This is a genomic window from Sedimentibacter sp. (assembly GCF_033447055.1).
Classification (GTDB): domain Bacteria; phylum Bacillota; class Clostridia; order Tissierellales; family Sedimentibacteraceae; genus Sedimentibacter.
Genome location: NZ_JAWQJF010000035.1, coordinates 23,796 through 50,512 on the forward strand (window position 1 = coordinate 23,796; position 26,717 = coordinate 50,512).

Genomic DNA, 26,717 nt, shown 5'->3' on the forward strand with positions numbered 1-26,717 from the left:
TTTATATTTGTTATCATATATTTGAATTTAAATGTTGAATATTGTATAACAAAAAAGGATGGTTATATATGAACTTTGATGTTAAAAGAGTATTTGTAGAAAAAAAACAAGGATTTAACACTGAAGCTATGAATTTAATGAATAACTTCAAAGAAAATCTAAAGCTGGACAAATTAAACAATGTGAGAATATTAAACAGATATGAGGTGTCCCACATAGATGACGAAGATTTTGATAAGGCTGTAACTGCGGTGTTTTCAGAACCAAACCAAGACTTTGTTTATTTAGAAAAAATTGATGAACAAGACAACAAAATTTTTGCAGTTGAATATTTGCCTGGTCAATATGATCAAAGAGCAGATTCAGCAGCACAATGCATTCAAATTGTTACGGGAAAAGAAAAACCTCCTGTGAAATATGCTAAAGTTATAATCCTCGAAGGTAATTTGTCAGATGAGGATTTTGAAAAAATTAAAGAATACTACATCAACCCCGTAGATTCCAGGGTGGCGGATTTAATTAAACCAGACACTCTAGATGAAGAGTACCCGGAACCAGGGGACGTTGAGGTTGTAGAAAATTTTATAAACAAATCTAAGGAAGAAGTAGAAGCGTATCGTATTAATATGGGGCTTGCTATGAGTACCGAGGATTTGCTTTTTTGTCAGGAATATTTTAAATCAATAGAAAAAAGAAACCCGACAGTTACTGAAATTAAAGTTATAGACACATACTGGTCTGATCACTGCAGACATACTACATTTTCTACAGTAATTGATAATGTTGAATTTGAAGACGGAAAAGTTGCTGATGAAATTAAAAGTACTTATGATGAGTATATTGAAAGCAGAAAATTTGTATATGAAAACAAACATAAAGATATTTGCTTGATGGATTTGGCAACAATAGGAGCCAAGGAATTAAAGAAAAAAGGAATGCTTGATGATTTAGAAGAATCAGATGAAATAAATGCGTGCAGCATTGTTATGAATGTTGAAATTGATGGTAAAAATGAAGAATGGCTTTTGATGTTCAAAAATGAAACTCACAACCATCCTACAGAAATAGAGCCTTTTGGAGGTGCTGCAACTTGCCTTGGAGGAGCAATAAGAGATCCCCTTTCAGGAAGAGCTTATGTTTACCAGGCAATGCGCGTTACCGGAAGCGGTGACCCAAGACAAAAAATTGAAGACACTTTACCGGGAAAGCTTCCTCAAAGAAAAATTTCTACAGAAGCTGCGGCAGGCTACAGTTCTTATGGAAATCAAATTGGACTCTCGACAGGCCATGTTGTTGAAATATATCATCCTGATTATGTTGCAAAAAGAATGGAAATTGGTGCAGTAATAGCAGCAGCACCAAGAAAAAACGTAATAAGAGAAGTTCCTGAAAATGGTGATGTTATAATATTACTTGGCGGGAAGACAGGAAGAGACGGATGCGGTGGAGCAACAGGGTCTTCAAAAGAACATACAGAGGAATCAATTTTAGTTTGTGGTTCAGAAGTTCAAAAGGGAAATGCACCTACTGAAAGAAAAATTCAAAGACTTTTTAGAAATCCTGAAACAAGCAAACTTATAAAAAGATGCAATGACTTTGGTGCAGGCGGAGTATCGGTTGCCATAGGAGAACTTGCTGAAGGACTATTAATAAACCTTGATGCTGTGCCTAAAAAATATGAAGGACTTGATGGGACTGAACTTGCAATATCTGAATCACAGGAAAGAATGGCAGTTGTTGTAAGAAAAGAGCATGAAGATAAATTTAACGAACTGGCTCACCAGGAAAATCTTGAGTCAACAGTTGTCGCTTGTGTAACAGATGACAGAAGACTTCAAATGACTTGGAGAGGCAAATTAATTTTAAATATAAGCAGAGATTTTCTTGACACTAACGGAGTTAAGCAAAATGTCAAAGCATTTATAAAAGAACCTGAAATTATTAAAAGTACTGAAAAATCCATTAACAATTTAAAAGATGAATGGATAGAAAATTTAAAAAATTTAAATGTTGCCTGTCAAAAAGGACTTGTTGAAAGATTCGATTCAACAGTGGGAGCAGGAACAGTGCTCATGCCTTATGGAGGCAAAAATCAATTAACTCCCGCAGAAGGAATGGCAGCTAAAATTCCGGTTTTAAACGGAGTTACAAATACATGCTCACTTATGGCACATGGATTTGATCCATATTTATCAAAACAAAGCCCTTATCACGGCGCAATGTATGCTGTAATTCATTCCGTTGCAAAAATTGTTGCAATGGGTGGAGATTATAAAAATGTCAGGTTGACGCTGCAGGAATACTTTGAAAAACTTGGCAATGTTCCTGAAAGATGGGGAAAACCTCTGAGCGCAATTCTTGGAGCTTACAAAGTGCAGCATGAATTAAATATTCCGGCAATTGGAGGAAAGGACAGCATGTCCGGAACATTCAAGGATATGAACGTACCCCCAACACTGGTAAGTTTTGCAGTTGCAGTTTCAGATGTGAGAAATACAATTTCTCCAGAATTTAAAGAAAATAACAGCAAAGTTTTGCTGGTAAAAATAAATAAAAACGAAAACAATATTCCGGATTTTGAAGATATTAAAACAAAATATTCTCAAATACACGAAGCCGTCAAAGCCGGCAAAGTGCTCAGCGCACATACGGTTGCATTCGGAGGAATTGCTGCAGCCATAAGCAAAATGACATTTGGAAATGAAATCGGATTTGCAGCTAATGAAAATGTTGCAATTGAGTTAAACGAGTTGTTTACAGCAAATTACGGAGATATTATTCTTGAAGTTAAAGAAAATGAAAAATTGGGAATAATAAACTCGATTGAATTAGGAAATACAACAAGTGAAAAAGAAATTTCAATTAACAATACAATCATTTCAATAGATGAAATGAAATTAGCATGGGTAAAGCCTTTAAACAGCATTTACCCGATAAAAAAAGACGCTGAAGGAACAATAGAAAGCTACACAAATAACGCACAAAAGGGCAAAGCAAAAATTAAATCATCTTTAAGTGTTGCAAAGCCAAAAGTGTTCATACCTGCATTTCCGGGAACAAACTGCGAATATGACACTAAGAGAGCTTTCGAAAGAGCCGGTGCAGAAGCTGAAATATTCGTATTTAAAAATTTAAGCACTCAAGACGTGCAAGAATCAATTGCACAAATGAATAAAATTATAAGACAATCTCAAATTATTGCTTTCCCTGGAGGATTCAGCGCAGGCGATGAACCTGAAGGTTCCGGAAAGTTTATTGCAGCAGTATTTCGCAATGAACTTTTAAAGGATGCAGTGATGAATTTGTTAAAAAATCGAGATGGTTTAATAATCGGTATTTGCAATGGATTTCAGGCATTAGTCAAACTTGGGCTTGTACCTTTTGGAGAAATTGTAGATATGAAAGATGATTATCCAACTCTGACTTACAATAAAATTGCTCGACATGTATCAACATTTGCCAAAACTAAAGTGGTATCAAATTTATCACCTTGGCTTAATGGTTGTCAGGTTGGAGACGTTCATTACATGCCTCTTTCTCACGGAGAAGGAAGATTTGTTGCAAATGATAAGTGGATAAAAACACTAAAAAATAACGGCCAAATTGCAACTCAGTATGTAGATGCAGATAATAAACCAACTTATGACGGATTGTATAACCCAAATGGTTCAGTGGAAGCTATTGAAGGCATTACGAGCCCTGATGGAAGAGTGCTTGGAAAAATGGGACATTCAGAAAGACGGGATAAAGATTTATATTTAAACATACCTGGTAACAAAGACCAATTAATATTTGAATCCGGAGTAAAATATTTCAAATAACAGGAGGAACAATGAAAGTAGCTATTATTATGGGAAGTGATTCGGATTTCCCGATTGTAGAAAAAGGATACAATATTTTAAAAGATTTTGGAGTAGAAGTTGACGTTAGGGTTATTTCTGCTCACAGAACTCCTGATGTTGCATTAGATTTTGCAAAAAATGCTGAAGAATACGGATATGAAGTAATAATTGGAGCGGCAGGTAAAGCTGCTCACTTGCCTGGAGTTCTGGCAGGCTGCACACCTCTTCCGGTAATTGGCGTTCCAATCTGTTCATCAGAACTTGACGGTATCGACGCACTTTTAGCTATAGTACAGATGCCTCCCGGAGTTCCGGTTGCTACTGTAGCTATAAATGGAGCTGATAATGCAGCGCTTTTAGCTGTTCAAATCTTGTCAGTAAAATATGAAGAACTTAGAATTAAATTTAAAGAATATAAAAACCAAATGGCAGAAAAAGTTTTAGAAAAAGATAGAAAACTAAATGAAAAATTAAATAATTTTTAGGAGAGTGTAAAATGGAAAAATTAGAGATGATTTATGAAGGAAAAGCAAAGAAGGTTTTTAAAACTGACGATGAGAAAAAATATATTGTTGAATACAAAGATGATGCAACGGCATTTAACGGAGAGAAAAAGGGAACAATAGTTGGTAAAGGCGTTGTAAACAATAAAATGTCAGCAGCATTGTTTGCAATGTTAGAACAAGAAGGAATACCAACTCATCAAATTGAACTTTTAAACGATAGAGAATCACTGGTTAAAGCAGTGAAAATACTTCCGTTGGAAGTTATAGTAAGAAATGTTGTAGCAGGATCTTTAGCTAAAAGACTTGGACTTGAAGAAGGTGTTCCAATGAAAAAAACAGTGCTTGAATTTTCTTACAAAAATGATGCGCTCGGAGATCCTATGGTAAATGACTACCACATTCAAGCAATGGAATATGCAACAGATGAACAACTTGATAAAGTTAAAAGCTATGCTTTAAAAGTTAATGAAATACTAAAAAAATTCTTCCTGGAAATTAATATTAAGTTGATAGATTTTAAATTAGAGTTTGGATTATATGATGGTGAAGTAATATTAGCTGATGAAATATCACCTGATACATGCCGTTTGTGGGATGCAGAAACAAATAAAAAACTGGATAAAGACAGATTCAGAAGAGATATGGGCGGTGTAGAAGAAGTATACCAAGAAGTATTAGAAAGAATCAGCAAAAAAAAGTAAAATTAAAAGAAGGTTTATAAGGAGACAAAATGCAGGATATAATATTAGATGATGACAAGCTGCATGAAGAGTGCGGAGTTGTTGGAGTTTTTTCAAGTAATCCGGATATTACATCACAATTAATATACTACGGTTTGTTCGCTTTGCAGCACAGAGGACAAGAAAGTGCAGGCATCGCTATTAACACCGGAGGAAAAATACAATATCACAAGAACATGGGCCTAGTTTCTGATGTTATGACAAGCGATGTAATTCAAAGATTGTCAGGTGGCATTGCCATTGGTCATGTTAGATATTCTACTTCAGGTGGAAGTGAAATAGAAAATGCTCAGCCATTAGTTGTAAAATGCAAAAGCGGAACATTGGCTTTGGCACACAACGGCAATTTAGTTAATGCTGATTCCATGAGAGATCTTTTAGAAGACAGTGGGGTAATTTTTCAAACATCAATAGATACAGAAGTAGTAGCAAATATGATTGCTCGTAATGCAAACGGAGATATTTTAAAGTCCATAAAAAATGTTATGGAAATTATTAAAGGAGCTTTTGCTTTTGTTATTATGACAGAAAACAAGCTCATTGGAGTAAGAGACCACTTTGGACTAAGACCTCTATGTTTAGGAAAAAGACCGGACGGATATGTGCTGGCTTCAGAAAGCTGTGCGATATATGCAATGGGCGGAGAATTTGTAAGAGACATTGAGCCCGGAGAAATAATTATTATTGATGAAAATGGTGCAGAAAGCATAAAAAGCAATAAATATGCACAGCAAAGGTCCTGCATATTTGAATATGTTTATTTTGCAAGACCAGACAGCAATATTGATAATATAAATGTTTATCAGTCAAGATACAATGCAGGAAAAATATTAGCACAAGAAGCACCGGTTAAGGCTGATCTGGTTTTTTCGGTTCCTGATTCAGGAACACCTGCAGCGATTGGATTTGCCAATGAGCTTGGTATACCTTACGGACTTGGACTTATAAAAAACAGATATGCTAAGCGAACATTTATTGAGCCAAGCCAGGAATTAAGAGAAGAAGGGGTAAAAACAAAGCTCAGTGTAAACAAAGAGCTTGTTAAAGATAAAGTTGTAGTAATGATTGATGACAGCATTGTAAGAGGAACTACAACAAGACAGCTTGCTCAAATGGTAAGAGAAGCTGGAGCTAAGGAAGTCCATGTTCGTATCGCCTCTCCTCCGGTTACTCATTCATGTTTCTTTGGAATAGATACTCCATTCAGAAGCTATTTGATTGGTGCCAATAAGACGGTAGATGAAATAAAAACATATATAAAAGCAGATAGTCTGCATTTTATAAGCTTGGAAGGCTTAATAAAATCCACAGGTTCAGACAGAGGATTCTGCCTGGCATGCTTGAACGGGGATTACCCCATGGAAGTTCCAAAATTTGATTAAAAGGAGATTCATATGTCTGATAAATTAACATATAAAGATTCTGGTGTTGATATTCATGCTGGATATGAAACAGTAAGATTAATAAAAGATTATGTAAAAAAAACTTATACTAAAGGTGTAATGTCTGACATCGGCGGTTTTGGCGGAATGTTTGGAATAGACAAAAATGAATATGAAGAACCCGTATTGGTTTCCGGCACAGACGGAGTTGGAACAAAGCTTATGATTGCATTTAAAACTGATGTTCATGACACAATAGGCGAAGATGCAGTTGCCATGTGTGTAAATGACGTTATATGCCAAGGAGCTAAGCCACTGTTCTTTCTTGATTATATTGCAACTGGAAAATTAGATCCTAGAAAGGCAGCAGATATAGTAAAAGGTGTTGCAAATGGATGCATTAAAGCAGGTGCTGCTTTAATTGGCGGAGAAACTGCTGAAATGCCGGGCCTTTACAGCGAAGGGGAATACGACATTGCAGGATTTTGTGTCGGTATAGTTGACAAAAAAAAAATAATTGACGGATCAAAAATAGTTGATGGTGATGTTCTCATAGGAATTCCTTCAAGCGGGATACACAGCAACGGATATTCTCTAGTTAGAAAAGTATTTTTTGACCATAAAAATTATGATGTAAATCAATATGTTGACGAGTTAGGTTGCACATTAGGAGAAGCATTGATTGTTCCTACAAGAATATATCCACAGCTTGTTTTAGATTTAATTTCAAAATTTGAAGTTAAAGGCATGTCAAATATTACAGGCGGTGGTTTTTATGAAAATATTCCAAGAATGTTCCCTGAAGGAATAACAGCTGACATTGAAACTAAAAACATAAACGTGCTTCCTGTATTTAAGCTTATGCAAAGAGAAGGAAATATTGACATAGATGAAATGTATTCAACTTTCAACATGGGAATTGGTTTAGTTGCTGCTATGAGTAAAGAAACAGCAAAAAAAGCAATTGGATATTTAGAAAGTATTGGAGAAAAACCGGTAGTGATCGGAAAGACAGTAAAGAGAGAAGGCGGACTTAAAATATGCCACAATTAAAAATAGGTGTATTGATTTCCGGCTCAGGAACAAATTTACAGTCAATAATAGACAATGTTGAAAAAGGCGAAATAAATGGAAAAATAACCGTGGTTATTTCCAACAAAAGTGATGCCTATGGACTAGAAAGGGCAAGACAGCACAATATAGATGCTGTCTTTGTCAATCATAAGGAATATGAAAACTTTGAAATGTACAATGATGCCGTAATTGAAGAGTTAGAAAAACATGGAGTTGAACTTATAGTGCTGGCGGGGTATCTTAAAATTTTATCCGGCAATTTCATAGAAAAGTACAGAAACAAAATTATTAATATTCATCCATCCTTAATACCGTCTTTTTGCGGCAAAGGATACTATGGTCTTAAAGTTCATGAAGCAGCTGTTAATTACGGAGTTAAACTAAGCGGTGCAACTGTCCATTTTGTAGATGAACAAGCTGATACCGGACCAATCATAATGCAGGAATCAGTTGAAGTTGATTATGATGATTCAGCAGAGACACTGCAGAAAAAAATATTGAAAATAGAACATAAAATACTTCCGCTGTCAGTTAAATATTACTGTGACGGAAAAATTGAAGTTGTAGGAAGAAAAGTAAAAATCAATTAAGAGTTATATTGCTATTAGATAAAAATAAATATTAGGGAGCGTAATCATGAGAGCTTTAATAAGTGTATCTGATAAAACAGGTATAGTTGAATTTGCTAAAAAACTTCAAGAACTTGGAGTTGAAATAATTTCAACAGGAGGAACGCATAAGACACTTGAAAATGCAGGCGTAAAAGTTATTGGTATTTCTGAAGTTACGGGTTTTCCTGAATGCTTGGACGGCAGAGTCAAAACATTGCATCCAAAAATACACGCAGGACTTTTGGCAATTCGTTCTAATCCGGAGCATATGAAACAATTAGCAGATTTAAATATTGATACGATTGACATAGTAGTGGTAAATTTATACCCATTCAAACAAACCATACTTAAAGATGACGTGACTAGACAAGAAGCTATTGAAAATATAGATATTGGAGGACCTACAATGCTTCGTTCTGCTGCTAAAAACTATCAGGATGTAGCAGTAGTGGTGGACCCAAGAGATTATGACAAAATTATAGATGAAATTAAAACTAATAAGGAAGTGTCTATTGACACAAAATTTTATTTATGTTCAAAAGTGTTTGCACATACAGCAAACTATGACTCATTGATTGCTGCTTACATGAAAAATGAAAGAAAAGATTATGATTTGCCTGAAACATTTACAATGACATTTGAAAAAGTTCAAGATATGCGCTATGGAGAAAATCCCCATCAAAAGGCAGCATTTTACAAAGAAGTCAGAAAAGCAGACGGACTTCTTGCATCTGCTGTGCAGCTTCACGGAAAAGAACTTTCGTTTAACAACATAAATGATACAAATGGAGCTCTTGAGCTTTTAAAAGAATTTTCAGAACCAACTGTCGTTGCATGCAAGCACTCAAATCCTTGCGGAGTTGGAACAGGAGATACTGTTTATGAAGCGTATATTAAAGCTTTCAATGCTGATCCTACTTCAATTTTTGGCGGAATAGTAGTAATGAACAGAGAAGTGGATGAAAAAACAGCAGAGGAAATCAACAAAATTTTTGTTGAGATAGTTGTTGCTCCTTCTTATTCAGAAAAAGCGCTGGAAATACTTAAATCAAAGAAAAACATAAGACTGTTATTAATAGAAAATATAATGAAAAAACAAGATGAAAATGCATATGACCTTAAGAAAGTTGCAGGAGGCATTCTTGTTCAAACTATTGATTCTAAACTTTTATCCGATGAAGAGGAATTAAAAACAGCTACACAAAAATCACCTTCTGAACAAGAAATGAAAGATTTAATGATGGCTTGGAAAATTGTAAAACATACAAAATCCAATGCTATTACAATAGTTAAAAATGGTCAGTCCATAGGTATAGGACCTGGCCAGGTAAATCGTATTTGGGCATGCAAGCAAGCTATAGAACATGCTGTTGAATTTCTTGGAGAAGACAGCTTAAAAGGAGCAGCTCTTGCTTCTGATGCATATTTTCCGTTCTCAGATAGTGTTGAAGCAGCAGCAAAAGCAGGAATTACATCTATTATTCAACCAGGTGGTTCCATCAAAGACAATGATTCTATAGAAGCATGCGATAAATACAATATTTCAATGTTATTTACAGGCATGAGACACTTTAAGCACTAGGAGGTACTGATGAAAATACTTGTAGTTGGAAGCGGAGCAAGAGAACATACTTTATGCTGGAAAATAAAACAAAGTAAAAAAGTTTCTAAATTATATTGCGCACCAGGCAATGCAGGCATATGTGAAATAGCAGAAATTGTTAATATAAAAGCTGATAATTTAGAAGAACTTACTAAATTTTCTGTGGATAATAAAATTGATATGGTTGTAGTAGGACCTGAAGGTCCATTGGTTAGCGGCTTAGTAGATATGCTTATGGAAAAAGGAATAAAAGCTTTTGGACCGATGAAAAAAGGTGCCAGACTTGAAGGAAGCAAATCTTATTCAAAAGACTTTATGGAAAAATACAAAATACCTACAGCAAAATATGAAGTGTATGAAGATTCAAAACTTGCGCTGGAAGGTTTGAAAGACTTCGATGTTCCTGTAGTAATAAAAGCAGACGGACTGGCCGCAGGCAAAGGCGTTCTCATTTGCGAAACAATGGAAGAAGCACAAAAAGCTGTAATCAGTATAATGAACGACAAGCAGTTTGGAGAAGCAGGCAATCTGGTAGTAATTGAAGAATTCCTTGATGGAATTGAAGCTTCACTTCTTTGCTTTGTTGATGGTAAAAATATTATACCAATGGAAAGTGCCAGAGATTATAAAAAAGCATATGACGGCGACAAAGGTTTGAATACCGGAGGTATGGGCAACTTTTCACCTAATCCTATATATACTGATTCATTGAATAAATATATCAAAGAAAAAATTATTGACACAACATTTCAAGGGTTCATTGGTGAAGGAATAGATTTCAGAGGAGTGCTGTTTATTGGTCTAATGATAAAAAACAAAGAAGCAAAAGTATTGGAATACAATACTCGTTTTGGAGATCCAGAGACAGAATCAGTAATTCCAAGATTAAAGTCAGATTTAGTGTCAATTATGGAAAAATGCATTGATGGAAATCTTTCAGATGATGATTTAGAATGGAAAGAAGAAAAAAGTGTCACAGTAATACTCGCATCCGGCGGTTATCCTGAAGAATATGAAAAGGGCAAAGAAATTACAGGCCTTGAATCAGTAGATGAAGACATAATTGTATTCCACGGAGGAACAAAATTATCAAATGGCAAAGTATTAACTGACGGTGGCAGAGTTTTAGCAGTAACTGCCCTTGGAAACACATTTGATGAAGCAAGAGAAAAAATATATAAAAATATTCCAAAAATTAAATTTGAAAATATGGAATACAGAAAAGATATTGCAAAATTATAAAGAAAGGACGTAAGTCCTTTTTGTTTTTTTGTGCTTATTATCATTTTGGAGAATTAACTGAATATATTAATATTATAATGTTAATAGGGAGGTTGTCATGCTCATTCATACAGTTCAAAAGGGAGAGGTATTGTGGAAAATTGCCAATTATTATAATGTTGATATTAAAGAAATCATTGAAGCTAACGGAATAACAAATCCTGAGATATTATTAGTCGGTCAATCACTTATAATACCTTCAGATGATAATGTTTATGCTGTAAAAAGAGGAGATACCTTGTGGGGTATAGCACAAAGCTATGGTATACCTGTTCAAGACTTATTGTGGAAAAATAAAATTCTTAACCCAAATCTAATATACCCTGGACAGATTTTACAAATACCTGAAAAACAAAAACCAGAAATAGAAGTAAATGCGTACACCTATATATTAGGGGAAGATTCTTTGCCTGTAGTCAGAGAAGCAGGAGAGTTTTTAACATATTTAGCTCCGTTTGGGTATTTAATACAAGAAGATGGAAGTCTTGTACCAATTGAAGATGAACCTGCTATTGGGGAAGCTATATCTAAAGGTGTTGTGCCAATGATGTCTATTGTGAACTTTACAAGTAACGTAAAAGGACAAAACATTGCAAACATCATATTGAACAATCCTCAGATTGTGGAAAAGGTACAGACAAATATAATAAACACCATGAGAGACAAAGGTTATCAAGGACTAAACATTGATTTTGAATATGTCCTTCCCGAGGACAGAGAAGCATACAATAATTTTTTAAAGAGTACAGTAAAAAAATTGCATGATGAAGGATATTTTGTTTCTACAGCATTAGCTCCTAAAATAAGTGCAGATCAAAAAGGTCTTCTATATGAAGCACATGATTATGCTGCACATGGAAAACTTGCAGATTTTGTGGTTTTGATGACTTATGAGTGGGGGTGGAGGGGTGGACAGCCCAGAGCTATTTCTCCTATAAATGAAATTGAGAAAGTTCTTGATTATGCAGTTACAGCTATTCCCAAAAATAAAATTCTAATGGGTTTTCAAATCTATGCAAGGGATTGGAAAATACCTCATGCACAAGGGCAGGAGGCTGAAACAATAAGTGTTGAGGAAGCAATGAACAGGGCTTATAAGAATATGGCACAAATCAAATATGATTTTGTAAGTCAATCTCCATATTTTCATTATACTGATGAAGAAGGGAATGCACATGAAGTTTGGTTTGAAGATGCCAGAAGCGCCCAGGCTAAATTTGATGCTGTTAAGGAATATGATTTAAGAGGCTTAAGTTATTGGGGACTGGGATATCCATTCGCGCAGAATTGGGTGCTTTTGAATGAAAATTTTGATATTAAGAAAAATTTGATTAATCGAATGATAGGGAATTAATCAAAACTGATATTACAAATAGATATTGATAATTTTAATAACATAATTTATGACTTAATTTAACTATAGCAATAAACAAAGGACAGTATCTACTGAAGATATTGACCTTTTTTCTATTCAACAATATTGTTATTTGAACGATTGTAATTGAAAGATTTGAATTCCGGCAGTTTTATTATGTTAATCAGAGGAACCAGGTATAAATAAATTGCAAATGGAATGCTGCTGGCATCAACAGACAGTGTTGCAAGTGGAACTGCAATTGCTATACTCCAAGGAAAAAGTTCAGATATCATAATTGCTGTATTTTCCAGGTCAATAGCCATATCTTTCTTAGTATATCCTTTTTCTTCATAAATTTTATGCATAAGCTGTTGTGTCAGCAAAACAGGGAGTGTTTGATTGCAGCAAAATGCGCCAGTAATTATGCTTGTGAAAGCAGTCGTTAGATAAACTCCAATTTTGTTGCTCATTTTTACCAAAAATCCTTGAATATCATTAAGCATGCCTGTTTCTTCAAATATGCCTGTATAAGAAGAAGCAATTAAAACTATGAATGAAACTGATATCATAGACATTAAACCTCCGCCGGATATAATATTTGACAATGAGCTATCAGCTTCTAAATTAAACCCTACCAACATAGATCTGATTATTTTTTCAATAGCCATATTTTGTACAAAGATGCAAATGAAAAATGCAGATATAATGCTGAAAAGCATTGATGTTTGTACATTCTTTTTAAATGATGCGAGTACAAATATTATTAGGGCAGGAAAAACTGTTACAATGTTTAAATTAAAATAATTGGAGATATCATTTAATAACGAATTGCTTGTTATATTTATTGGATATTTTTTTGATAAAAATATGTAAAAAATTACTGTAAAAACAAATGGAATTAATCCTGTTTTAAACATATTTTTTACATTATCGTATAAATTGGTTTCAGTTATTGCAGCAACCAGATTTGCGCTTGAAGATGTAGGAGAACATCTGTCTCCGAAAAATGCGCCCGAAATTATTGCACCTGCTGCAGCGTTTATGTTTACATTGCCTCCTTTAGCTAAAACAATAAGAACAATTCCAATTGTGCCTGCAGTCCCAAAACTTGTTCCAAGAGCAAAAGAAACTAAACAAGAAAGCAAAAATGCAAATAATATAAAATAATCAGGATTCATAAACTTTGTACCATAATACACAAAGAATGAAATTGATCCGCTAGCTCTCCATAAGGCTGTAATTATTCCTATTAGAGCAAATATAGGCATTAAAGGCATTGCTTTTTTCATTCCGCTCAAAAGCATTCTTACAATGCTATTCGTATTATATCCTCTATGCGTTGCAACAAAGGAAAAAGAAAACATTCCAATAAGCAGTGGATATATTGTAGATATGTTTTTGAAAATACTGAAAATAAGAGAAAGTGTAAATATTATGACAGCAATTAAAAAGTCCATATAAAACTCCATTCACCGAATTTTTGCATATATATATTATATAAGTAAATTAGGAAAATACAATATAAATAAAAAAATAAAACTATCAGTCCAGCATACTGATAATTTTATTTTTTTACAATTATATTAGGAGATTATCCTGTAAAAGGTTAATTAGCCCTGCCTTATGCTATTGTTTACAAATTCAAAGATTTTATGAAAAATAAATACTAGAGTCAATAGTATAAATAATAAAAAATATTTATAAAAACTATATTTTTGAATTTGCGATTAATTTAATTAGATTGACAATTGTTGAATTTTCATATAAAATTAAATGTGTAAATTAAATATTTTCTCCGAGCATACGATTCTAAAGCAATTGCTATGAATTTTAAGCCGTTAGGGTTTATTTAGAAATAAATAAGCCTCCCGTTGGAAAGGAGAATGCTTTTTATTACGGCATTTCTCTTTTCGTAGGTCTTAACATATGGAAGGAGTTTTTTATTATAAAGAATAAAATGAAAAACTTTATATTAGCTATTACTACAAGCACAGGAGATTAATGCCTTTATTGATTTCATAATCTCAGGATTAGAATCGGTCTTTGCAGACTTGTTTGCAAACGTTCTTAACGATTCGATATAAGCATTAAAGCAATTATAAATATTTAAGCATTATTAATAAAATAATGGGAGGTTTAAAGTGATAAGAACTGGAATTTTAACGATAAGCGATAAAGGATCAAGAGGCGAAAGGGTTGATGGCACAGGGCCTGCTATAAGAAAAGCTATTGATGACAAAGAATATAAAGTAGAGTATTATAACATGATACCTGATGAAATAGATTTAATCAGTAAAGAACTTATATATATGTGTGATGAGCTTAAACTTGATTTAATACTTACGAACGGAGGAACGGGTTTTTCTAAAAGAGATGTAACTCCGGAAGCAACATTAAAAGTTATAAAAAAACAAGCACCTGGAATATGTGAAGCTATGAGGCAGAAGTCTTTAGCAATCACACCAAAAGCAATGCTTTCAAGAGCAATAGCAGGAATAAGAGATGATACACTGATTATAAATCTGCCGGGAAGTCCTAAAGGAGCGGTTGAAAATTTAGAGTTTATACTTGCTGCTTTACCTCATGGAATTGAAATACTTAGTGGTAGTGGCGGAGAGTGTGCTAGATAGGGGGTATAATATGGATATGTTTAATGTTTTGACAGTCAAGGATACAAGAGGCGTAATAGATGATAATTTTACTGTAGAAATTGGTAGTGAGTTTGTACATCTTAATGAAGCAACAGGCAGAATACTTAAAAATGATGTGGTTGCTCCCGATAATGTGCCTGATTTCAGAAGGTCGGCTGTGGATGGATATGCTGTTTATTCAAGAGATGTTTACGGTGCCAGCGAATCAATGCAGTCAATACTTGACTTAAAGGGTGAAGTTTTAATGGGTCAGGAAGCACAAGGGGAAATAAGCCTTCCTGGTCAGTGCTATTATGTGCCAACTGGTGGTATGATTCCCAAAGGAGCAGATTCAGTTATAATGATTGAATATACGGAAAAACTTGATGAAAGTACAATTCTTGCTTCAAAACCGTCTTCACCGGGAGAAAATGTAATAGAAATTGGTGAAGATATAAAAAAAGAAGAAGTAGTGATAAAAAAAGGGAAAAAGTTAAGAGCTTACGAAATCGGAGTGCTTTCAAGCCTTGGTTTTTTGGAAGCAGAAGTGTGTAAAAAGCCATGCATTGGAATAATATCTACAGGTGATGAAGTAGTTAATCCTAAAGAACAAACAAAACTGGGCCAAGTAAGAGATATAAATACATATTTGTTATATTCTTTAATAAATGAAAGCGGATGTAAAGCAATAGAATATGGACTAGTCAAGGATGAATATGATTCGTTAAAAGACACTGTTGAAAAAGCTGTTTCCGAATGCAATATAGTCTTAATTTCTGGTGGCAGTTCTGTTGGCAAAAAAGATAATACGGTTAAAGTAATTAATGATTTAGGTGGTGAAGGAGTTTTGGTTCATGGAATATCCATTAAACCGGGAAAACCTACCATCATAGGGAAATATAAAGAAAAAATTATATATGGATTGCCGGGACACCCATTGGCATGTGCAATTGTTTTTCAAGTTATGGTAAAATATTATATCGACAAACTGACAGGACATAAGGAACAGGTATATCCATTAACATGCAAATTCAAACTCAATTACCATAAGGCGAAGGGAAGGGAAGAATATTTGCCTGTGACAATTGAAGAAATTAATGGTGAGCTCACTGCATATCCTGTATTTGGAAAATCGGGTCTAATAACTGGATTTTCTAGAGCTTGGGGATATATTATAATAGAAAGAAATGAAGAAGGAATCAAAGAAGGTCAATTTATAAATGTGTACAAGCTTTAGGAGGGCGATATTTTGCAAAATATATTTTTATCTAATTATGAATTAGAAGAAGCACTGAACATTTATTTTGAAAAACTTGGTAACTTAAAATTTCAGACAGAAACAATAAAAACATGGGATGCTAATGGAAGAGTTGCAGTTAATGCAGAATTTGCAATTATATCATCGCCACATTACAATTCATCGGCAGTGGATGGCATAGCGGTAAAAAGTGAAAAAACATCCTTGGCATCAGACAGAAACCACGTTTTTCTAACAGAAGATGAAGATTACATAGTTGTTGATACAGGAGATCCCATACCAAGAGAATTTGACTGTGTAATAATGGTAGAAGATTTGATAAAGGTTAATGAAAATAAGGTTGAAATATATCAAAGTGCTGTTCCATGGCAAAATATAAGACTATTGGGAGAGGATATAGTTGAAAATCAACTTATTGTTACATCAAAGCATAAAATAAGACCAATGGATATTGGAGCTTTGATAGCAGGCGGAATAAATGAATTGGAAGTTTTTAAACGTCCAAGAGTAGGTATTATACCAACAGGGACAGAAATAGTAGAGCCTGGAACGAAATTAAAGGTTGGAGATATAATTGATTTTAATTCAAGAACTTTTGCTGCTCAAGTAAGTGATTGGGGTGGAATACCTAAGCGTTACGATATTGTAAAAGATGATTATGAAAAGATAAAAAAAGCAGTATTAAAAGCTAACAACGAAAATGATATAGTATTAATAAATGCCGGGTCTTCAGCAGGAAGAGAAGATTTCACGTCATCAGTAATAAGTGAAGTTGGAGAACTTATAATACACGGTATAGCTATAAAGCCGGGGAAACCTGTAATGATGGGTGTAGTAGACAATAAACCTATAATAGGAATACCAGGTTTTCCTGTGTCTGCATATTTCGTAATGGAAGCGATAGCAAAAAAATTAATTTTAAGATATCAAGGTATTGAAGCAGAAGAGCAAATAAAAGTTGATGCAAGACTTACAAGAAGGTGCATGTCTTCTTTGAAATATTTGGAATTTGTAAGAGTGAAACTTGGGTATATAGGCGAAAGTTATGTGGCAACTCCGCTTACCAGAGGAGCAGGAGTCACAATGTCATTGGTAAATGCAGACGGTGTTTTGGAAATTAATCAAAGTATTGAAGGTATTGAAGCAGGCACCACAGTTAAAGTAAAACTTTTAAGCGATGAAAATAAAATCAAAAACACATTAATATGCATAGGAAGCCATGATCCTATTATTGATATTGCTTCAGATATAATGCATAAAAGAAATAAAAAATATTATCTTTCGTCTTCTAATGTTGGCAGCACCGGCGGTCTTATGGCACTGAAAACCGGAGAAACTCACGTTGCACCAACTCATTTGCTGGATATGGAAACAGGTGAATACAATACTTCATATTTGAAAAAATATTTACCAGATAAGAAAATATGCTTGGTTAAATGTGTTAAACGTATTCAAGGTTTCATGGTCAAGAAAGGAAATCCAAAAAATATCAAAACATTTGACGATATTGCAAAAGAAGACGTAAAATTTGTAAACAGGCAAAGAGGTTCGGGAACAAGACTTCTTCTTGACTACAATTTAAATAAATTAAAAATTGATCCTAAAATAATCAACGGATATTACAGGGAAGAATTTACACATTTAGCTGTAGCTGCTGCAGTTGAAGCAGGTGATGTAGATGCAGGCCTTGGCGTTTATTCAGCGGCAGCAATGATGGGTCTTGAATTTATACCTGTTTGTAATGAAGAATATGATTTGGCAATACCGGAAGAATTTATGGATATGGAAATAGTAGAGGAATTTATTGAAACTTTAAAATCAAAGGAGTTTAAGGAAAAACTTGATGAACTAGGAGGTTATGATTACTCGGACACAGGTAGGATAATATATCAAAGGGGATGATTATATGTATGATAAAAAAGGAAGAAACATTGATTATTTAAGAGTTTCACTTACTGACAGATGTAATTTGCGTTGTATTTATTGCATGCCTGAAGACGGCATTGATAAGATGTGCCACGAAGACATATTAAGGTTTGAACAAGTGGAAAAAATTATTGCAGCTTCTACAACTCTTGGAATAAAAAAAATAAGATTTACGGGAGGGGAGCCACTTATATTAAAGGGACTGGATGAATTAATTGCACATACAGCATCCATTCCATTAATAAATGACATATCTATAACTACAAACGGGATTCTCCTTGCAGATATGGCAAAAGACTTGAATAAAGCAGGACTTAAACGCGTCAATATAAGTCTTGATTCTTTAAAAGCAGATAAATTTCATGCCATAACAAGGCTTGGAGATGTTAATAAAGTTTTTTCTGCAATTGATAAGTGCTTGAGTTTGGGTATGGTGCCTATAAAAATAAATATTGTTTTAATGAAGGGCATAAACGATGATGAAATTGGAGATTTTATAAAATTAACAAAGTATATGCCAATTCAGGTAAGATTCATAGAGCTGATGCCAATAGGAGAAGGAATTAAATATTTTGATAAATGCGCTATGAAAGTTGAAGAAATTCTAGAAAGGTTCCCTGAGCTTGTACAAATAGAAGATGAAAGCAGAGTCGCTTCTGTATATAAGATGCCAGGGTTTAAAGGTTCTATTGGTCTAATAAGCCCTATAAGCTGTAAATTCTGTTCTAAATGCAACAGAATAAGGCTTACATCTGTAGGAACAATAAAGCCATGCCTTCATTCATCTGAGGAAATTGATTTAATGCCATATTTGGATGATGAGCAAAAACTAATCGATGTTATTAAGAGTGCCGTTTTTAATAAACCGGCAGAACATCATCTGGAGACGGAAAGAAAAAGTGATACAAAGAGAATGATGTACCAAATAGGAGGTTAAAATGGATTTAACTCATATAAATGAACAAGGAAGAGCTGTAATGGTTGATGTAAGCGCAAAAGATGAAACAATGAGAGTTGCAGTAGCCTATGGCTGTATATATATGAAAAGAGAAACTTTGGAAAGAATAAAAGAAGGTTCATTTGTTAAAGGAGATGTACTTGCTGTTGCTCAGGTTGGAGGAATTATGGGAGCAAAGAAAACACCGGACATTATTCCAATGTGCCATCCTATTATGATTTCAGGCTGTAATATTAATTTTAAGCTTAATTTTGAAGAAAATAAAGTTGAAATTACTTCAACTGTAAAAAGTTCAGGTCAAACAGGTGTTGAAATTGAAGCTCTTACTGCAGTAACAATTGCTGGGCTTACGATTTATGACATGTGTAAAGCAATAGACAGAGGAATGATTATTTCTGATGTGATGCTTATGAAAAAATCAGGCGGAAAATCGGGTGTATTTGAAAGAAATCAAAACAAATAAAAATTTAACTGACAGAAAATGATAAAATAGAAAGATTTGTAGCTACAAATATAAGTAAAATTTCTTATAAATTCGCTTTAAAATTTGTGCATAAATGCCATGAAAAATATCAAACTAATCAAGAGGTGATATTATGGCAAAAGCAGGTATGAGAAGACCAGATCCGAAAGATCCGCATGGAACAGAAAGTAACCACATAACACATTTTCCAAAAAATGATTTGTCTCCTGTTCCGGAAATTCAAGGTAAAGCAAAAGCTGGGCATGAAAAGGCTAAGCAAATCATAATAAATAAAATTCATCATAAGGAATTAGAATAATACTTATAATGAATTAAAATATTTGTTTAATATAAGAAAAAAATATGATGTGATAAATTATATAAAACAATCATATCAAATCTAAAGGAGGTTATTATGAAAGCTATTGTTGATAGGGATGCATGTATCAGTTGTGGTCTTTGTGAATCAATTTGCCCAGGTGTATTTAAATTAGATGATGAGAATATTTCTACAGTTATTGTTGATCCAGTGCCTGAAGAATTTGAAGATTGTGCGGTAGAATCTAAAGAAACTTGCCCTACAAATGCTATTATCATTGAATAATTAATTATTTAAAATAAAAAAACTTTCTCTATAAAAGCAGAAAGTTTTTTTGTTATAGTTAATCGGAATTCAACATAAAAAGGGTAGAAAGTTGGGAGATTTATGTTATAATATCATTAAGGTGGTGTAGATATGAAGTACTTAATCGGAATTGATGCAGGCGGCACTAAATCTGAACTTATAGCTTACGATTTAAACAATAATCCTATTTACTCAAAGACAGGAGGATTTGGAAATCCTGCAGTGAATTTAGATAAAACTATAAATAATATAATATCATTGATTGGAGATTGTACTAATGAGCTTGGAAGAGATGAATGTCAGTTAATAGCTATTGGGATGGCTGCTGTTGAAACAGGCAATTATGCACAATTGATTAAAAAGTACGTTGAAGGTGTATACGTCATCGAAACAATTGTATTAAATGATGCTGAAATGGCCTGTAAAGCATACTTTGGAGACAAAGACGGAATACTTGCTATTGCCGGAACTGGTTCATCTTGTTTTGTACAAAGAGATGGAAAAGGCGAAATAGTTGGTGGTTGGAGCCACATTTTAGGTGATGAAGGCAGCGGATATCATACAGTCATTGAAGTTTTCAAAAACATAATATGTAAATATGACAGGGACATGCCTCTTAATAATTTAAACAAGGCATTACTTGACAAAATAGGCGGAATTTCCCGCTCAGATATAATGGATTTCATATACAGCAACGAAAAAAATACAATTGCATCACTGTTTCCAATAATTGTAGATTATTCTATAAATGGTGATTCATATGCAGTGAAATTATTAGAAAATGCAGGTAAAAAGCTGGCAGAACTTACATGCGTCGCATACAGGAAAAAGGGTTTTAAAGGAGGAGTGACAATAGGTATAAAAGGTGGAGTATTCCACAACAGTTGTTGCATAGTTTCCTCTTATATGAATGAAATACAAAATAATTTAAATGATTTTGACATTATAGGAGAAGATATTTCAGCTACAAAAGGTGTTTGCAATTTGTATAATAAAAATAGATAGAGTATCAAAATGACAATATTAAGGTGCAGCATTGCTGCACCTTAAGTATTAATCATAAACTAATCTTCACCAAATATATTTCCTATGCCTATATTTCCAAGCAGGCTTCCTTCACCTTTTGAGCTGCCGCCGCCGGCTTTCTTGCTGGCAGAAAAAATTCTGTCAGCCATTCTGCTAAATGGAAGCGATTGGAGCCAAACTGTGCCAGGACCTTTTAGAGTTGCTAGGAATAATCCTTCTCCACCAAATATAGCGCTTTTAACATTCCCAACAAATTGCACATCGTATTCTACTCCCTGAGTAAAAGCTACTAAGCATCCAGTGTCTAGTTTTAATGTTTCCCCTGCAGATAATTCTTTTTTTATTATTGTACCTCCGGCATGCAAAAATGCAAGTCCATCGCCTAATAACTTTTGCATTATAAAACCTTCGCCGCCAAAAAAGCCAGCGCCTATTTTCTTTTGGAAAGCAATACTAATTTGAATTCCTTTTGCAGAACATAAATATGAATCCCGCTGACAAATAAGCTGTCCGCCATATTCCATCAATTCAACGGGAATTATTTTACCTGGGTATGGTGCTGCAAATGCAATTGTTTTTTTAACAGTACCTCTATTAGTAAAAGTTGAAGTAAATAAATTTTCCCCGGTTAACACTTTTTTGCCTGCTGTTGCTAATAAACCTTTAAATCCTTTTCCTTTATCCTTGTCGCTTCCGTCTCCAAATACAGTATCCATTTCAATGTTTGAATCCATGTACATCATTGCTCCTGGCTCTGCAACAATAGTTTCGCCATAATCCAATCCAATCTCTACAAATTGGATGTCGTCGCCAAAGATTTGATAGTCTACTTCATGAGCTCTTTCCATTTTTCCCTCCTAGTTTTATGAATTAATACTTTATTTAATTACATTTTATCCATAAAATGTAAATAAATCTATTATAAGCATAGCAAATATTTTAATAATATGCAATATGTAATTAAATGGTAAATTGAACTTTTACTTGTATTATATTAATTGTATTGTATAATTAGTATGCAAATTATTATAAATTAGGTATTAAAAAATATGTGGATTAGGAATTAATATGGAAAAGTACGAAGAAATAGAAAGAAGCATTATAAAAAAATACAGAAAGTCTATTTGGTCTAAATTTATTTCAGGTATTAAAGAATATGAATTGATTCAAGATGGAGATAAAATTGCTGTTTGTATTTCCGGAGGTAAAGACTCAATGTTGATGGCAAAATGCATGCAGCAGCTTCAAAAATATAGTGAAATTAAATTTGAAACAGAATATTTAGTAATGGATCCTGGTTATAATACAATAAACAGGCAGAGAATTATTGACAATGCAAAACTTTTGAATATTCCCATCAAGATATTTGATTCGCAAATATTTGAAATTGTTGCATCAGTTGATGAAACACCTTGTTATTTATGTGCAAGAATGAGAAGAGGATATCTTTATAGATATGCTAAAGAGTTAGGATGCAATAAAATAGCATTAGGACACCATTTTGATGATTTAATTGAAACTGTGCTCATGAGCATGCTTTATGCAGCTGAAATTAAAACTATGATGCCAAAACTTCACAGCACTAATTTTGAAGGAATGGAACTTATAAGACCAATGTACAAAATTCGCGAAGAAGACATTATAGCATGGAAAAGATATAATGAATTGCAATTTATCAAGTGTGCCTGTCGTTTTACTGAAAATTGTGTGTTAGATGATAACGGCGGTGGTTCTAAAAGGCAGGAAATGAAAGATTTAATAAAAAAATTGAGACAAGGTAATCCAAGCATTGATACAAATATTTTCAGAAGTATTCACAATATAAATTTAGAAACTATTATAGGATACAAACAAGGAAAAGAAAGGCACAGCTTTTTAGATAATTATAATGTACAGACATAATGTCACATCAAATAAAGGTTGTCTTATTGGCAGCCTTTTTTTAATTTTTATGTATCTGAATATTTATTTGAATTTGTGCAGATACTATTTTTGAATATTATTAGAGGAGGTGTTTAATGTGCCAGGAATAGCTAAACAGTACGTTGACCAAAGTATGTCATCAGTGCGAACTACTGTTAACACATTACAGCAAGCGCTTAGCTCAGCAGAAAAACCAGATAACAAAAACAAGATTCAACAAGCAATAAATTCACTAAACTCTGCACAGCAACAATTATCGGGGTACCAAGATTAGTAAGTATTTTAATATGTTGTAGCCTGACGTTATGATCTACTGATATGATATTCAAGTAAAATAAAGGATACTGCATTTAGTAGTATCCTTTATTTAGGTTAATAATCTATAATATAAATAAAGAAGGTGATAGTATGGCTAACTCTACTAAAATAGTACCCAATAGATTGATTACAGAGAAATCACCTTATCTTTTACAACATGCTTTTAATCCTGTTGACTGGTATTCGTGGAGTGAGGAAGCATTTATAAAAGCAAAGAGAGAAGACAAACCAGTATTTCTAAGTATAGGCTATTCCAGCTGTCATTGGTGTCATGTGATGGAGCATGAATCTTTTGAGGATGATGAATTGGCAGAAGTTTTAAACAAACATTTTGTGTCAATAAAGGTTGACAGGGAAGAAAGACCTGATATTGACGCTGTTTATATGAATGTAGCTCAAAGAATTAACGGTAGCGGAGGGTGGCCTTTGACCATTATAATGACTCCGGAACAAAATCCTTTTTTTGCAGGCACATATTTGCCTAAGAAGTCCAGATACGGAATGACCGGATTAATGGAATTATTGCAAATAGTTTCGACAAAGTGGAAAAACAATAAAGAAGAACTGGTCAATTCCGGAAATAAAATAGTTAAAATAATTCGAAACCTTGAAAGTAATCATCAAAATGAAGCAAAGTTATCAAAGAAGTTTATTCTTGAAGCCAGAAATTTATTAGAGGATAATTTTGATGAAGAATATGGAGGATTTTCGGAAAAGCCTAAATTTCCTCAGCCAAGTTATTTAGTGTTTTTATTAAGTTATTATGTTCTGGAAAAAGATGAAGATGCACTTTATTTAGTTGAAAAAACTTTGGATAGCATGTACAGAGGAGGAATTTTTGACCATGTTGGTTATGGGTTTTCCCGCTATTCAACAGATAATAAATGGCTGGTTCCTCATTTTGAAAAAATGCTCTATGACAATGCACAGCTTGCTTATACTTATGCTTTTGTATATCAGATTACCAAAGTTGATGTGTATAAGAATATAGTTGAAAAAATATTTGAATATATTTTAAGAGAGATGACTGATGAAAAGGGTGGATTTTATTCTGCACAAGATGCTGACAGTGAGGGCGAAGAAGGTAAATATTATGTATTTGCTCCTAATGAAATTATAAAGGTATTAGGTAAAGAAGACGGTCAGTATTTTAATGAATATTACAATATAACAATGAAAGGTAATTTTGAAGGAAAAAATATACCTAACCTTATTTATAATGAAGATTATTTTGAAAAAAATGAAAGAATCGAAATTTTAAATAAAAAAATTTATAAGTTCAGATTAAATAGAATGCTACTTTATAAGGATGATAAAATTCTTACTTCATGGAATGGTATGCTGATAGCAGCTCTTGCTTTTGCATATAAAGTTTTTGGAACTGAAAAATATTTACAAGCAGCAGAAAAAGCTATCGATTTTATTGAAAATTATTTGATTGATGAAAATAACAATGTAGGTGTCAGATATAGGGATGGTTCAATATTAGGCAACGGCACATTAGATGATTATGTTATGTTCATATGGGCTCTAGTAGAAATGTATGAGGCAACTTTTGAAATTATATATTTAGAAAGGGCCGTAGAGTTAAATAATAAAATGATTAGTTTATTCTGGGATGATGAAAAAGGAGGCTTTTATATAACCAGTAAAAGCGGTGAAAGTTTAATTTACAATCCTAAGGAAGTATATGATGGAGCAATGCCATCCGGGAATTCAGTTGCAGCATACAATATTATGAGGCTTGCAAGATTAACAGGTAATATAGAACTGGAAAGTTTGGCAGAAAAGCAGATGAGATTTCTTGCAAGCAAAATATCACAATATCCTGCCGGATATACTTTTGCATTGTTATCTGTATTGTATGAAATGTATACATCCAAAGAAATAGTGTGTATAGCGAAAGATGAAAATGACATAAATGAGTTAAGAAAAAATTTAAGCCATTTTTCATTAGTTAATACTTCAGTAGTTGCTGTAAAGTATTCAGAGCTAGAAAAAGTTGGGAAGATAATCCCTTATATAAAAAATTACACGATGAAAAATGACAGTACAACTTATTATATTTGTCAAAATAAAAATTGCTCACTTCCAATAACTCAATTGACTGAGCTAATGAATAATTTATAAAAGTTTTTATGCTTTTATATGTAAGTTCCATATTGCAAATTTTATGTGACAATGTTTTCCTTTATGTAGTATAATAATTATGATAAATATTATATATAGTAAATCTATTAAAACGAAATGGGGGCTAAAAATTTTGACTTATTATAATAAAGTTGTTGATAATGATGAAACAAAATCAGAAATTGAAGAACTTAAACAAAGTCTTAGTTTTATGAAAGATATTTTAGATAATGCTTATCAGGGAATGGTATTGGTTAATGAAAAAGGTAAAATTATGAAATGGAATTATGAAAAACTTTTTGGCATAAAAGAAGAAGATGTATTAGGAAAATCTGTAGAAGATGTTATTGAAAATACACGACTTCATATTGTAATTAAAACAGGTAATAAAGAATTGTATGATATACAAAGAATTCAAGGACATGATATGATAGCAAGCAGAACGCCAATAATAAAAGATGGACATATAATTGGTGCAGTGGGAACTGTATTGTTTAAAGACGTTAAGGAAGTCAAAGATTTGGCATTGAGGCTTAAAGTTCTTGAAAACACAGTTAATATTTATAAAAACGAATTAGGAAAAATGTATTGCGCAAATTATACTTTTGATGATATTATAACGCAAAACAAAAAAATGATTGAACTTAAGGAGATTGCGAAAAAGGCGGCAAATTCGTCATCAACAATACTAATTGAAGGAGAAAGCGGAACAGGAAAAGAATACTTTGCTCATGCGATACATGATGCTAGCAATAGAAGAAATTACCCATTTATAAGAATTAATTGTGCAGCGATACCTTATGAATTATTAGAATCCGAATTATTTGGATATGAATCAGGTGCTTTTACAGGTGCTAAAAAAGAAGGAAAAATAGGCAAATTAGAACTTGCAAATGGAGGCACTGTCCTTCTTGATGAAATAAGTTCTATGCCAATAAGCATGCAGGCGAAATTGTTAAGAGTTCTTGAAGAAAGAGAATTTGAAAGGATTGGAGGTCATGCAGGAATAAAAATAGATATCAGAGTAATAGCCTGTACAAATGAAAATCTAAAAAAATTGGTCG

The 26,717-nt window shown here is 33.3% G+C and carries 22 protein-coding genes and 1 riboswitch; of the genes, 20 read left to right on the top strand and 2 right to left on the bottom strand.

The annotated features are described in order from the left end of the window. Positions 1 to 68: 68 nt before the first annotated feature. From SA378_RS02235 to SA378_RS02275, 9 genes are all read left to right on the top strand, one after another. Entirely contained in the window at positions 69 to 3,821 is a 3,753-nt protein-coding gene (locus SA378_RS02235; RefSeq protein ID WP_318524360.1) for a phosphoribosylformylglycinamidine synthase, read from the top strand. An 11-nt stretch (positions 3,822 to 3,832) separates the two neighbouring features. Further along, the gene (purE, locus tag SA378_RS02240) at positions 3,833 to 4,327 is read left to right on the top strand and encodes a 5-(carboxyamino)imidazole ribonucleotide mutase (RefSeq protein WP_318524361.1); all 495 of its coding nucleotides are present in this window, start codon (positions 3,833 to 3,835) and stop codon (positions 4,325 to 4,327) included. 11 nt (positions 4,328 to 4,338) lie between these two features. After that, positions 4,339 to 5,049, top strand: coding sequence for a phosphoribosylaminoimidazolesuccinocarboxamide synthase (gene purC / locus SA378_RS02245; RefSeq protein WP_318524362.1), 711 nt, complete (start codon positions 4,339 to 4,341; stop codon positions 5,047 to 5,049). 29 nt (positions 5,050 to 5,078) lie between these two features. Beyond that, complete coding sequence (gene purF / locus SA378_RS02250) at positions 5,079 to 6,470, top strand: amidophosphoribosyltransferase (protein ID WP_318524363.1); 1,392 nt, start codon at positions 5,079 to 5,081, stop codon at positions 6,468 to 6,470. A 12-nt stretch (positions 6,471 to 6,482) separates the two neighbouring features. Then, entirely contained in the window at positions 6,483 to 7,523 is a 1,041-nt protein-coding gene (gene purM, locus SA378_RS02255) for a phosphoribosylformylglycinamidine cyclo-ligase (RefSeq protein ID WP_318524364.1), read from the top strand. Further along, the gene (gene purN, locus SA378_RS02260; RefSeq protein ID WP_318524365.1) at positions 7,511 to 8,134 is read left to right on the top strand and encodes a phosphoribosylglycinamide formyltransferase; all 624 of its coding nucleotides are present in this window, start codon (positions 7,511 to 7,513) and stop codon (positions 8,132 to 8,134) included. The genes purM and purN overlap by 13 nt, the downstream gene beginning before the upstream one ends. A gap of 46 nt (positions 8,135 to 8,180) precedes the next feature. Further along, the gene (gene purH / locus SA378_RS02265) at positions 8,181 to 9,737 is read left to right on the top strand and encodes a bifunctional phosphoribosylaminoimidazolecarboxamide formyltransferase/IMP cyclohydrolase (RefSeq protein ID WP_318524366.1); all 1,557 of its coding nucleotides are present in this window, start codon (positions 8,181 to 8,183) and stop codon (positions 9,735 to 9,737) included. A 9-nt stretch (positions 9,738 to 9,746) separates the two neighbouring features. Then, positions 9,747 to 11,000: a phosphoribosylamine--glycine ligase gene (purD, locus tag SA378_RS02270; protein WP_318524367.1), complete on the top strand. Its 1,254-nt coding sequence runs from the start codon at positions 9,747 to 9,749 to the stop codon at positions 10,998 to 11,000. 97 nt (positions 11,001 to 11,097) lie between these two features. Further along, positions 11,098 to 12,393: a LysM peptidoglycan-binding domain-containing protein gene (locus SA378_RS02275; RefSeq protein WP_318524368.1), complete on the top strand. Its 1,296-nt coding sequence runs from the start codon at positions 11,098 to 11,100 to the stop codon at positions 12,391 to 12,393. A 113-nt stretch (positions 12,394 to 12,506) separates the two neighbouring features. Here the strand turns inward: SA378_RS02275 and SA378_RS02280 are convergent, their stop codons facing one another. Continuing rightward, entirely contained in the window at positions 12,507 to 13,853 is a 1,347-nt protein-coding gene (locus tag SA378_RS02280; RefSeq protein WP_318524369.1) for a Na+/H+ antiporter NhaC family protein, read from the bottom strand. A 324-nt stretch (positions 13,854 to 14,177) separates the two neighbouring features. Further along, positions 14,178 to 14,294, top strand: a riboswitch (molybdenum cofactor riboswitch). A 243-nt stretch (positions 14,295 to 14,537) separates the two neighbouring features. On the opposite strand from SA378_RS02280, the gene SA378_RS02285 reads away from it, so the two are divergent. The 8 genes from SA378_RS02285 (at position 14,538) to SA378_RS02320 (ending at position 21,261) form a co-directional block, all read left to right on the top strand. After that, a complete protein-coding gene (locus tag SA378_RS02285) occupies positions 14,538 to 15,026 on the top strand; it encodes a MogA/MoaB family molybdenum cofactor biosynthesis protein (protein ID WP_318524370.1) in 489 nt (162 codons plus the stop codon). Positions 15,027 to 15,036: 10 nt separating this feature from the next. Beyond that, entirely contained in the window at positions 15,037 to 16,263 is a 1,227-nt protein-coding gene (locus SA378_RS02290; protein ID WP_318524371.1) for a molybdopterin molybdotransferase MoeA, read from the top strand. Positions 16,264 to 16,272: 9 nt separating this feature from the next. After that, entirely contained in the window at positions 16,273 to 18,186 is a 1,914-nt protein-coding gene (locus SA378_RS02295) for a molybdopterin biosynthesis protein (protein ID WP_318524384.1), read from the top strand. Between the two features lie 4 nt (positions 18,187 to 18,190). Continuing rightward, positions 18,191 to 19,147 carry a GTP 3',8-cyclase MoaA gene (gene moaA / locus SA378_RS02300; RefSeq protein WP_318524372.1) on the top strand — a complete coding sequence of 319 codons (957 nt, stop codon included), beginning with the start codon at positions 18,191 to 18,193 and terminating at the stop codon, positions 19,145 to 19,147. Between the two features lies 1 nt (position 19,148). Next, positions 19,149 to 19,631 (top strand): cyclic pyranopterin monophosphate synthase MoaC, encoded by a 483-nt coding sequence (gene moaC, locus SA378_RS02305; protein ID WP_318524373.1) that lies wholly within the window; start codon positions 19,149 to 19,151, stop codon positions 19,629 to 19,631. 133 nt (positions 19,632 to 19,764) lie between these two features. Continuing rightward, positions 19,765 to 19,950, top strand: a complete 186-nt coding sequence (locus tag SA378_RS02310; RefSeq protein WP_318524374.1) for a hypothetical protein — start codon at positions 19,765 to 19,767, stop codon at positions 19,948 to 19,950. A gap of 96 nt (positions 19,951 to 20,046) precedes the next feature. Beyond that, positions 20,047 to 20,235, top strand: a complete 189-nt coding sequence (locus tag SA378_RS02315; protein WP_318524375.1) for a ferredoxin — start codon at positions 20,047 to 20,049, stop codon at positions 20,233 to 20,235. A 132-nt stretch (positions 20,236 to 20,367) separates the two neighbouring features. After that, on the top strand, positions 20,368 to 21,261 hold the full coding sequence (locus SA378_RS02320; protein ID WP_318524376.1) for a BadF/BadG/BcrA/BcrD ATPase family protein: 894 nt from the start codon (positions 20,368 to 20,370) through the stop codon (positions 21,259 to 21,261). Positions 21,262 to 21,320: 59 nt separating this feature from the next. Here the strand turns inward: SA378_RS02320 and SA378_RS02325 are convergent, their stop codons facing one another. After that, positions 21,321 to 22,130: a TIGR00266 family protein gene (locus tag SA378_RS02325; RefSeq protein WP_318524377.1), complete on the bottom strand. Its 810-nt coding sequence runs from the start codon at positions 22,128 to 22,130 to the stop codon at positions 21,321 to 21,323. Positions 22,131 to 22,350: 220 nt separating this feature from the next. Here SA378_RS02325 and SA378_RS02330 point away from each other — a divergent pair, with 220 nt between their 5' ends. The 3 genes from SA378_RS02330 to SA378_RS02340 all read left to right on the top strand — a co-directional run. Next, positions 22,351 to 23,184: a tRNA 2-thiocytidine biosynthesis TtcA family protein gene (locus SA378_RS02330; RefSeq protein ID WP_318524378.1), complete on the top strand. Its 834-nt coding sequence runs from the start codon at positions 22,351 to 22,353 to the stop codon at positions 23,182 to 23,184. Between the two features lie 429 nt (positions 23,185 to 23,613). Beyond that, positions 23,614 to 25,653: a thioredoxin domain-containing protein gene (locus tag SA378_RS02335; protein ID WP_318524379.1), complete on the top strand. Its 2,040-nt coding sequence runs from the start codon at positions 23,614 to 23,616 to the stop codon at positions 25,651 to 25,653. A 133-nt stretch (positions 25,654 to 25,786) separates the two neighbouring features. Continuing rightward, positions 25,787 to 26,717: sigma-54 interaction domain-containing protein (locus SA378_RS02340; RefSeq protein ID WP_318524380.1), on the top strand; the 931-nt coding region annotated here is incomplete at its 3' end.

Bases quoted from the DNA above. Each gene is read 5' to 3' on its own strand.
- SA378_RS02235 (WP_318524360.1), top strand. From the start codon at position 69: ATGAACTTTGATGTTAAAAGAGTATTTGTAGAAAAAAAACAAGGATTT.
- purE (WP_318524361.1), top strand. From the start codon at position 3,833: ATGAAAGTAGCTATTATTATGGGAAGTGATTCGGATTTCCCGATTGTA.
- purC (WP_318524362.1), top strand. From the start codon at position 4,339: ATGGAAAAATTAGAGATGATTTATGAAGGAAAAGCAAAGAAGGTTTTT.
- purF (WP_318524363.1), top strand. From the start codon at position 5,079: ATGCAGGATATAATATTAGATGATGACAAGCTGCATGAAGAGTGCGGA.
- purM (WP_318524364.1), top strand. From the start codon at position 6,483: ATGTCTGATAAATTAACATATAAAGATTCTGGTGTTGATATTCATGCT.
- purN (WP_318524365.1), top strand. From the start codon at position 7,511: ATGCCACAATTAAAAATAGGTGTATTGATTTCCGGCTCAGGAACAAAT.
- purH (WP_318524366.1), top strand. From the start codon at position 8,181: ATGAGAGCTTTAATAAGTGTATCTGATAAAACAGGTATAGTTGAATTT.
- purD (WP_318524367.1), top strand. From the start codon at position 9,747: ATGAAAATACTTGTAGTTGGAAGCGGAGCAAGAGAACATACTTTATGC.
- SA378_RS02275 (WP_318524368.1), top strand. From the start codon at position 11,098: ATGCTCATTCATACAGTTCAAAAGGGAGAGGTATTGTGGAAAATTGCC.
- SA378_RS02280 (WP_318524369.1), bottom strand. From the start codon at position 13,853: ATGGACTTTTTAATTGCTGTCATAATATTTACACTTTCTCTTATTTTC.
- SA378_RS02290 (WP_318524371.1), top strand. From the start codon at position 15,037: ATGGATATGTTTAATGTTTTGACAGTCAAGGATACAAGAGGCGTAATA.
- moaA (WP_318524372.1), top strand. From the start codon at position 18,191: ATGTATGATAAAAAAGGAAGAAACATTGATTATTTAAGAGTTTCACTT.
- moaC (WP_318524373.1), top strand. From the start codon at position 19,149: ATGGATTTAACTCATATAAATGAACAAGGAAGAGCTGTAATGGTTGAT.
- SA378_RS02310 (WP_318524374.1), top strand. From the start codon at position 19,765: ATGGCAAAAGCAGGTATGAGAAGACCAGATCCGAAAGATCCGCATGGA.
- SA378_RS02315 (WP_318524375.1), top strand. From the start codon at position 20,047: ATGAAAGCTATTGTTGATAGGGATGCATGTATCAGTTGTGGTCTTTGT.
- SA378_RS02320 (WP_318524376.1), top strand. From the start codon at position 20,368: ATGAAGTACTTAATCGGAATTGATGCAGGCGGCACTAAATCTGAACTT.
- SA378_RS02325 (WP_318524377.1), bottom strand. From the start codon at position 22,130: ATGGAAAGAGCTCATGAAGTAGACTATCAAATCTTTGGCGACGACATC.
- SA378_RS02330 (WP_318524378.1), top strand. From the start codon at position 22,351: ATGGAAAAGTACGAAGAAATAGAAAGAAGCATTATAAAAAAATACAGA.
- SA378_RS02335 (WP_318524379.1), top strand. From the start codon at position 23,614: ATGGCTAACTCTACTAAAATAGTACCCAATAGATTGATTACAGAGAAA.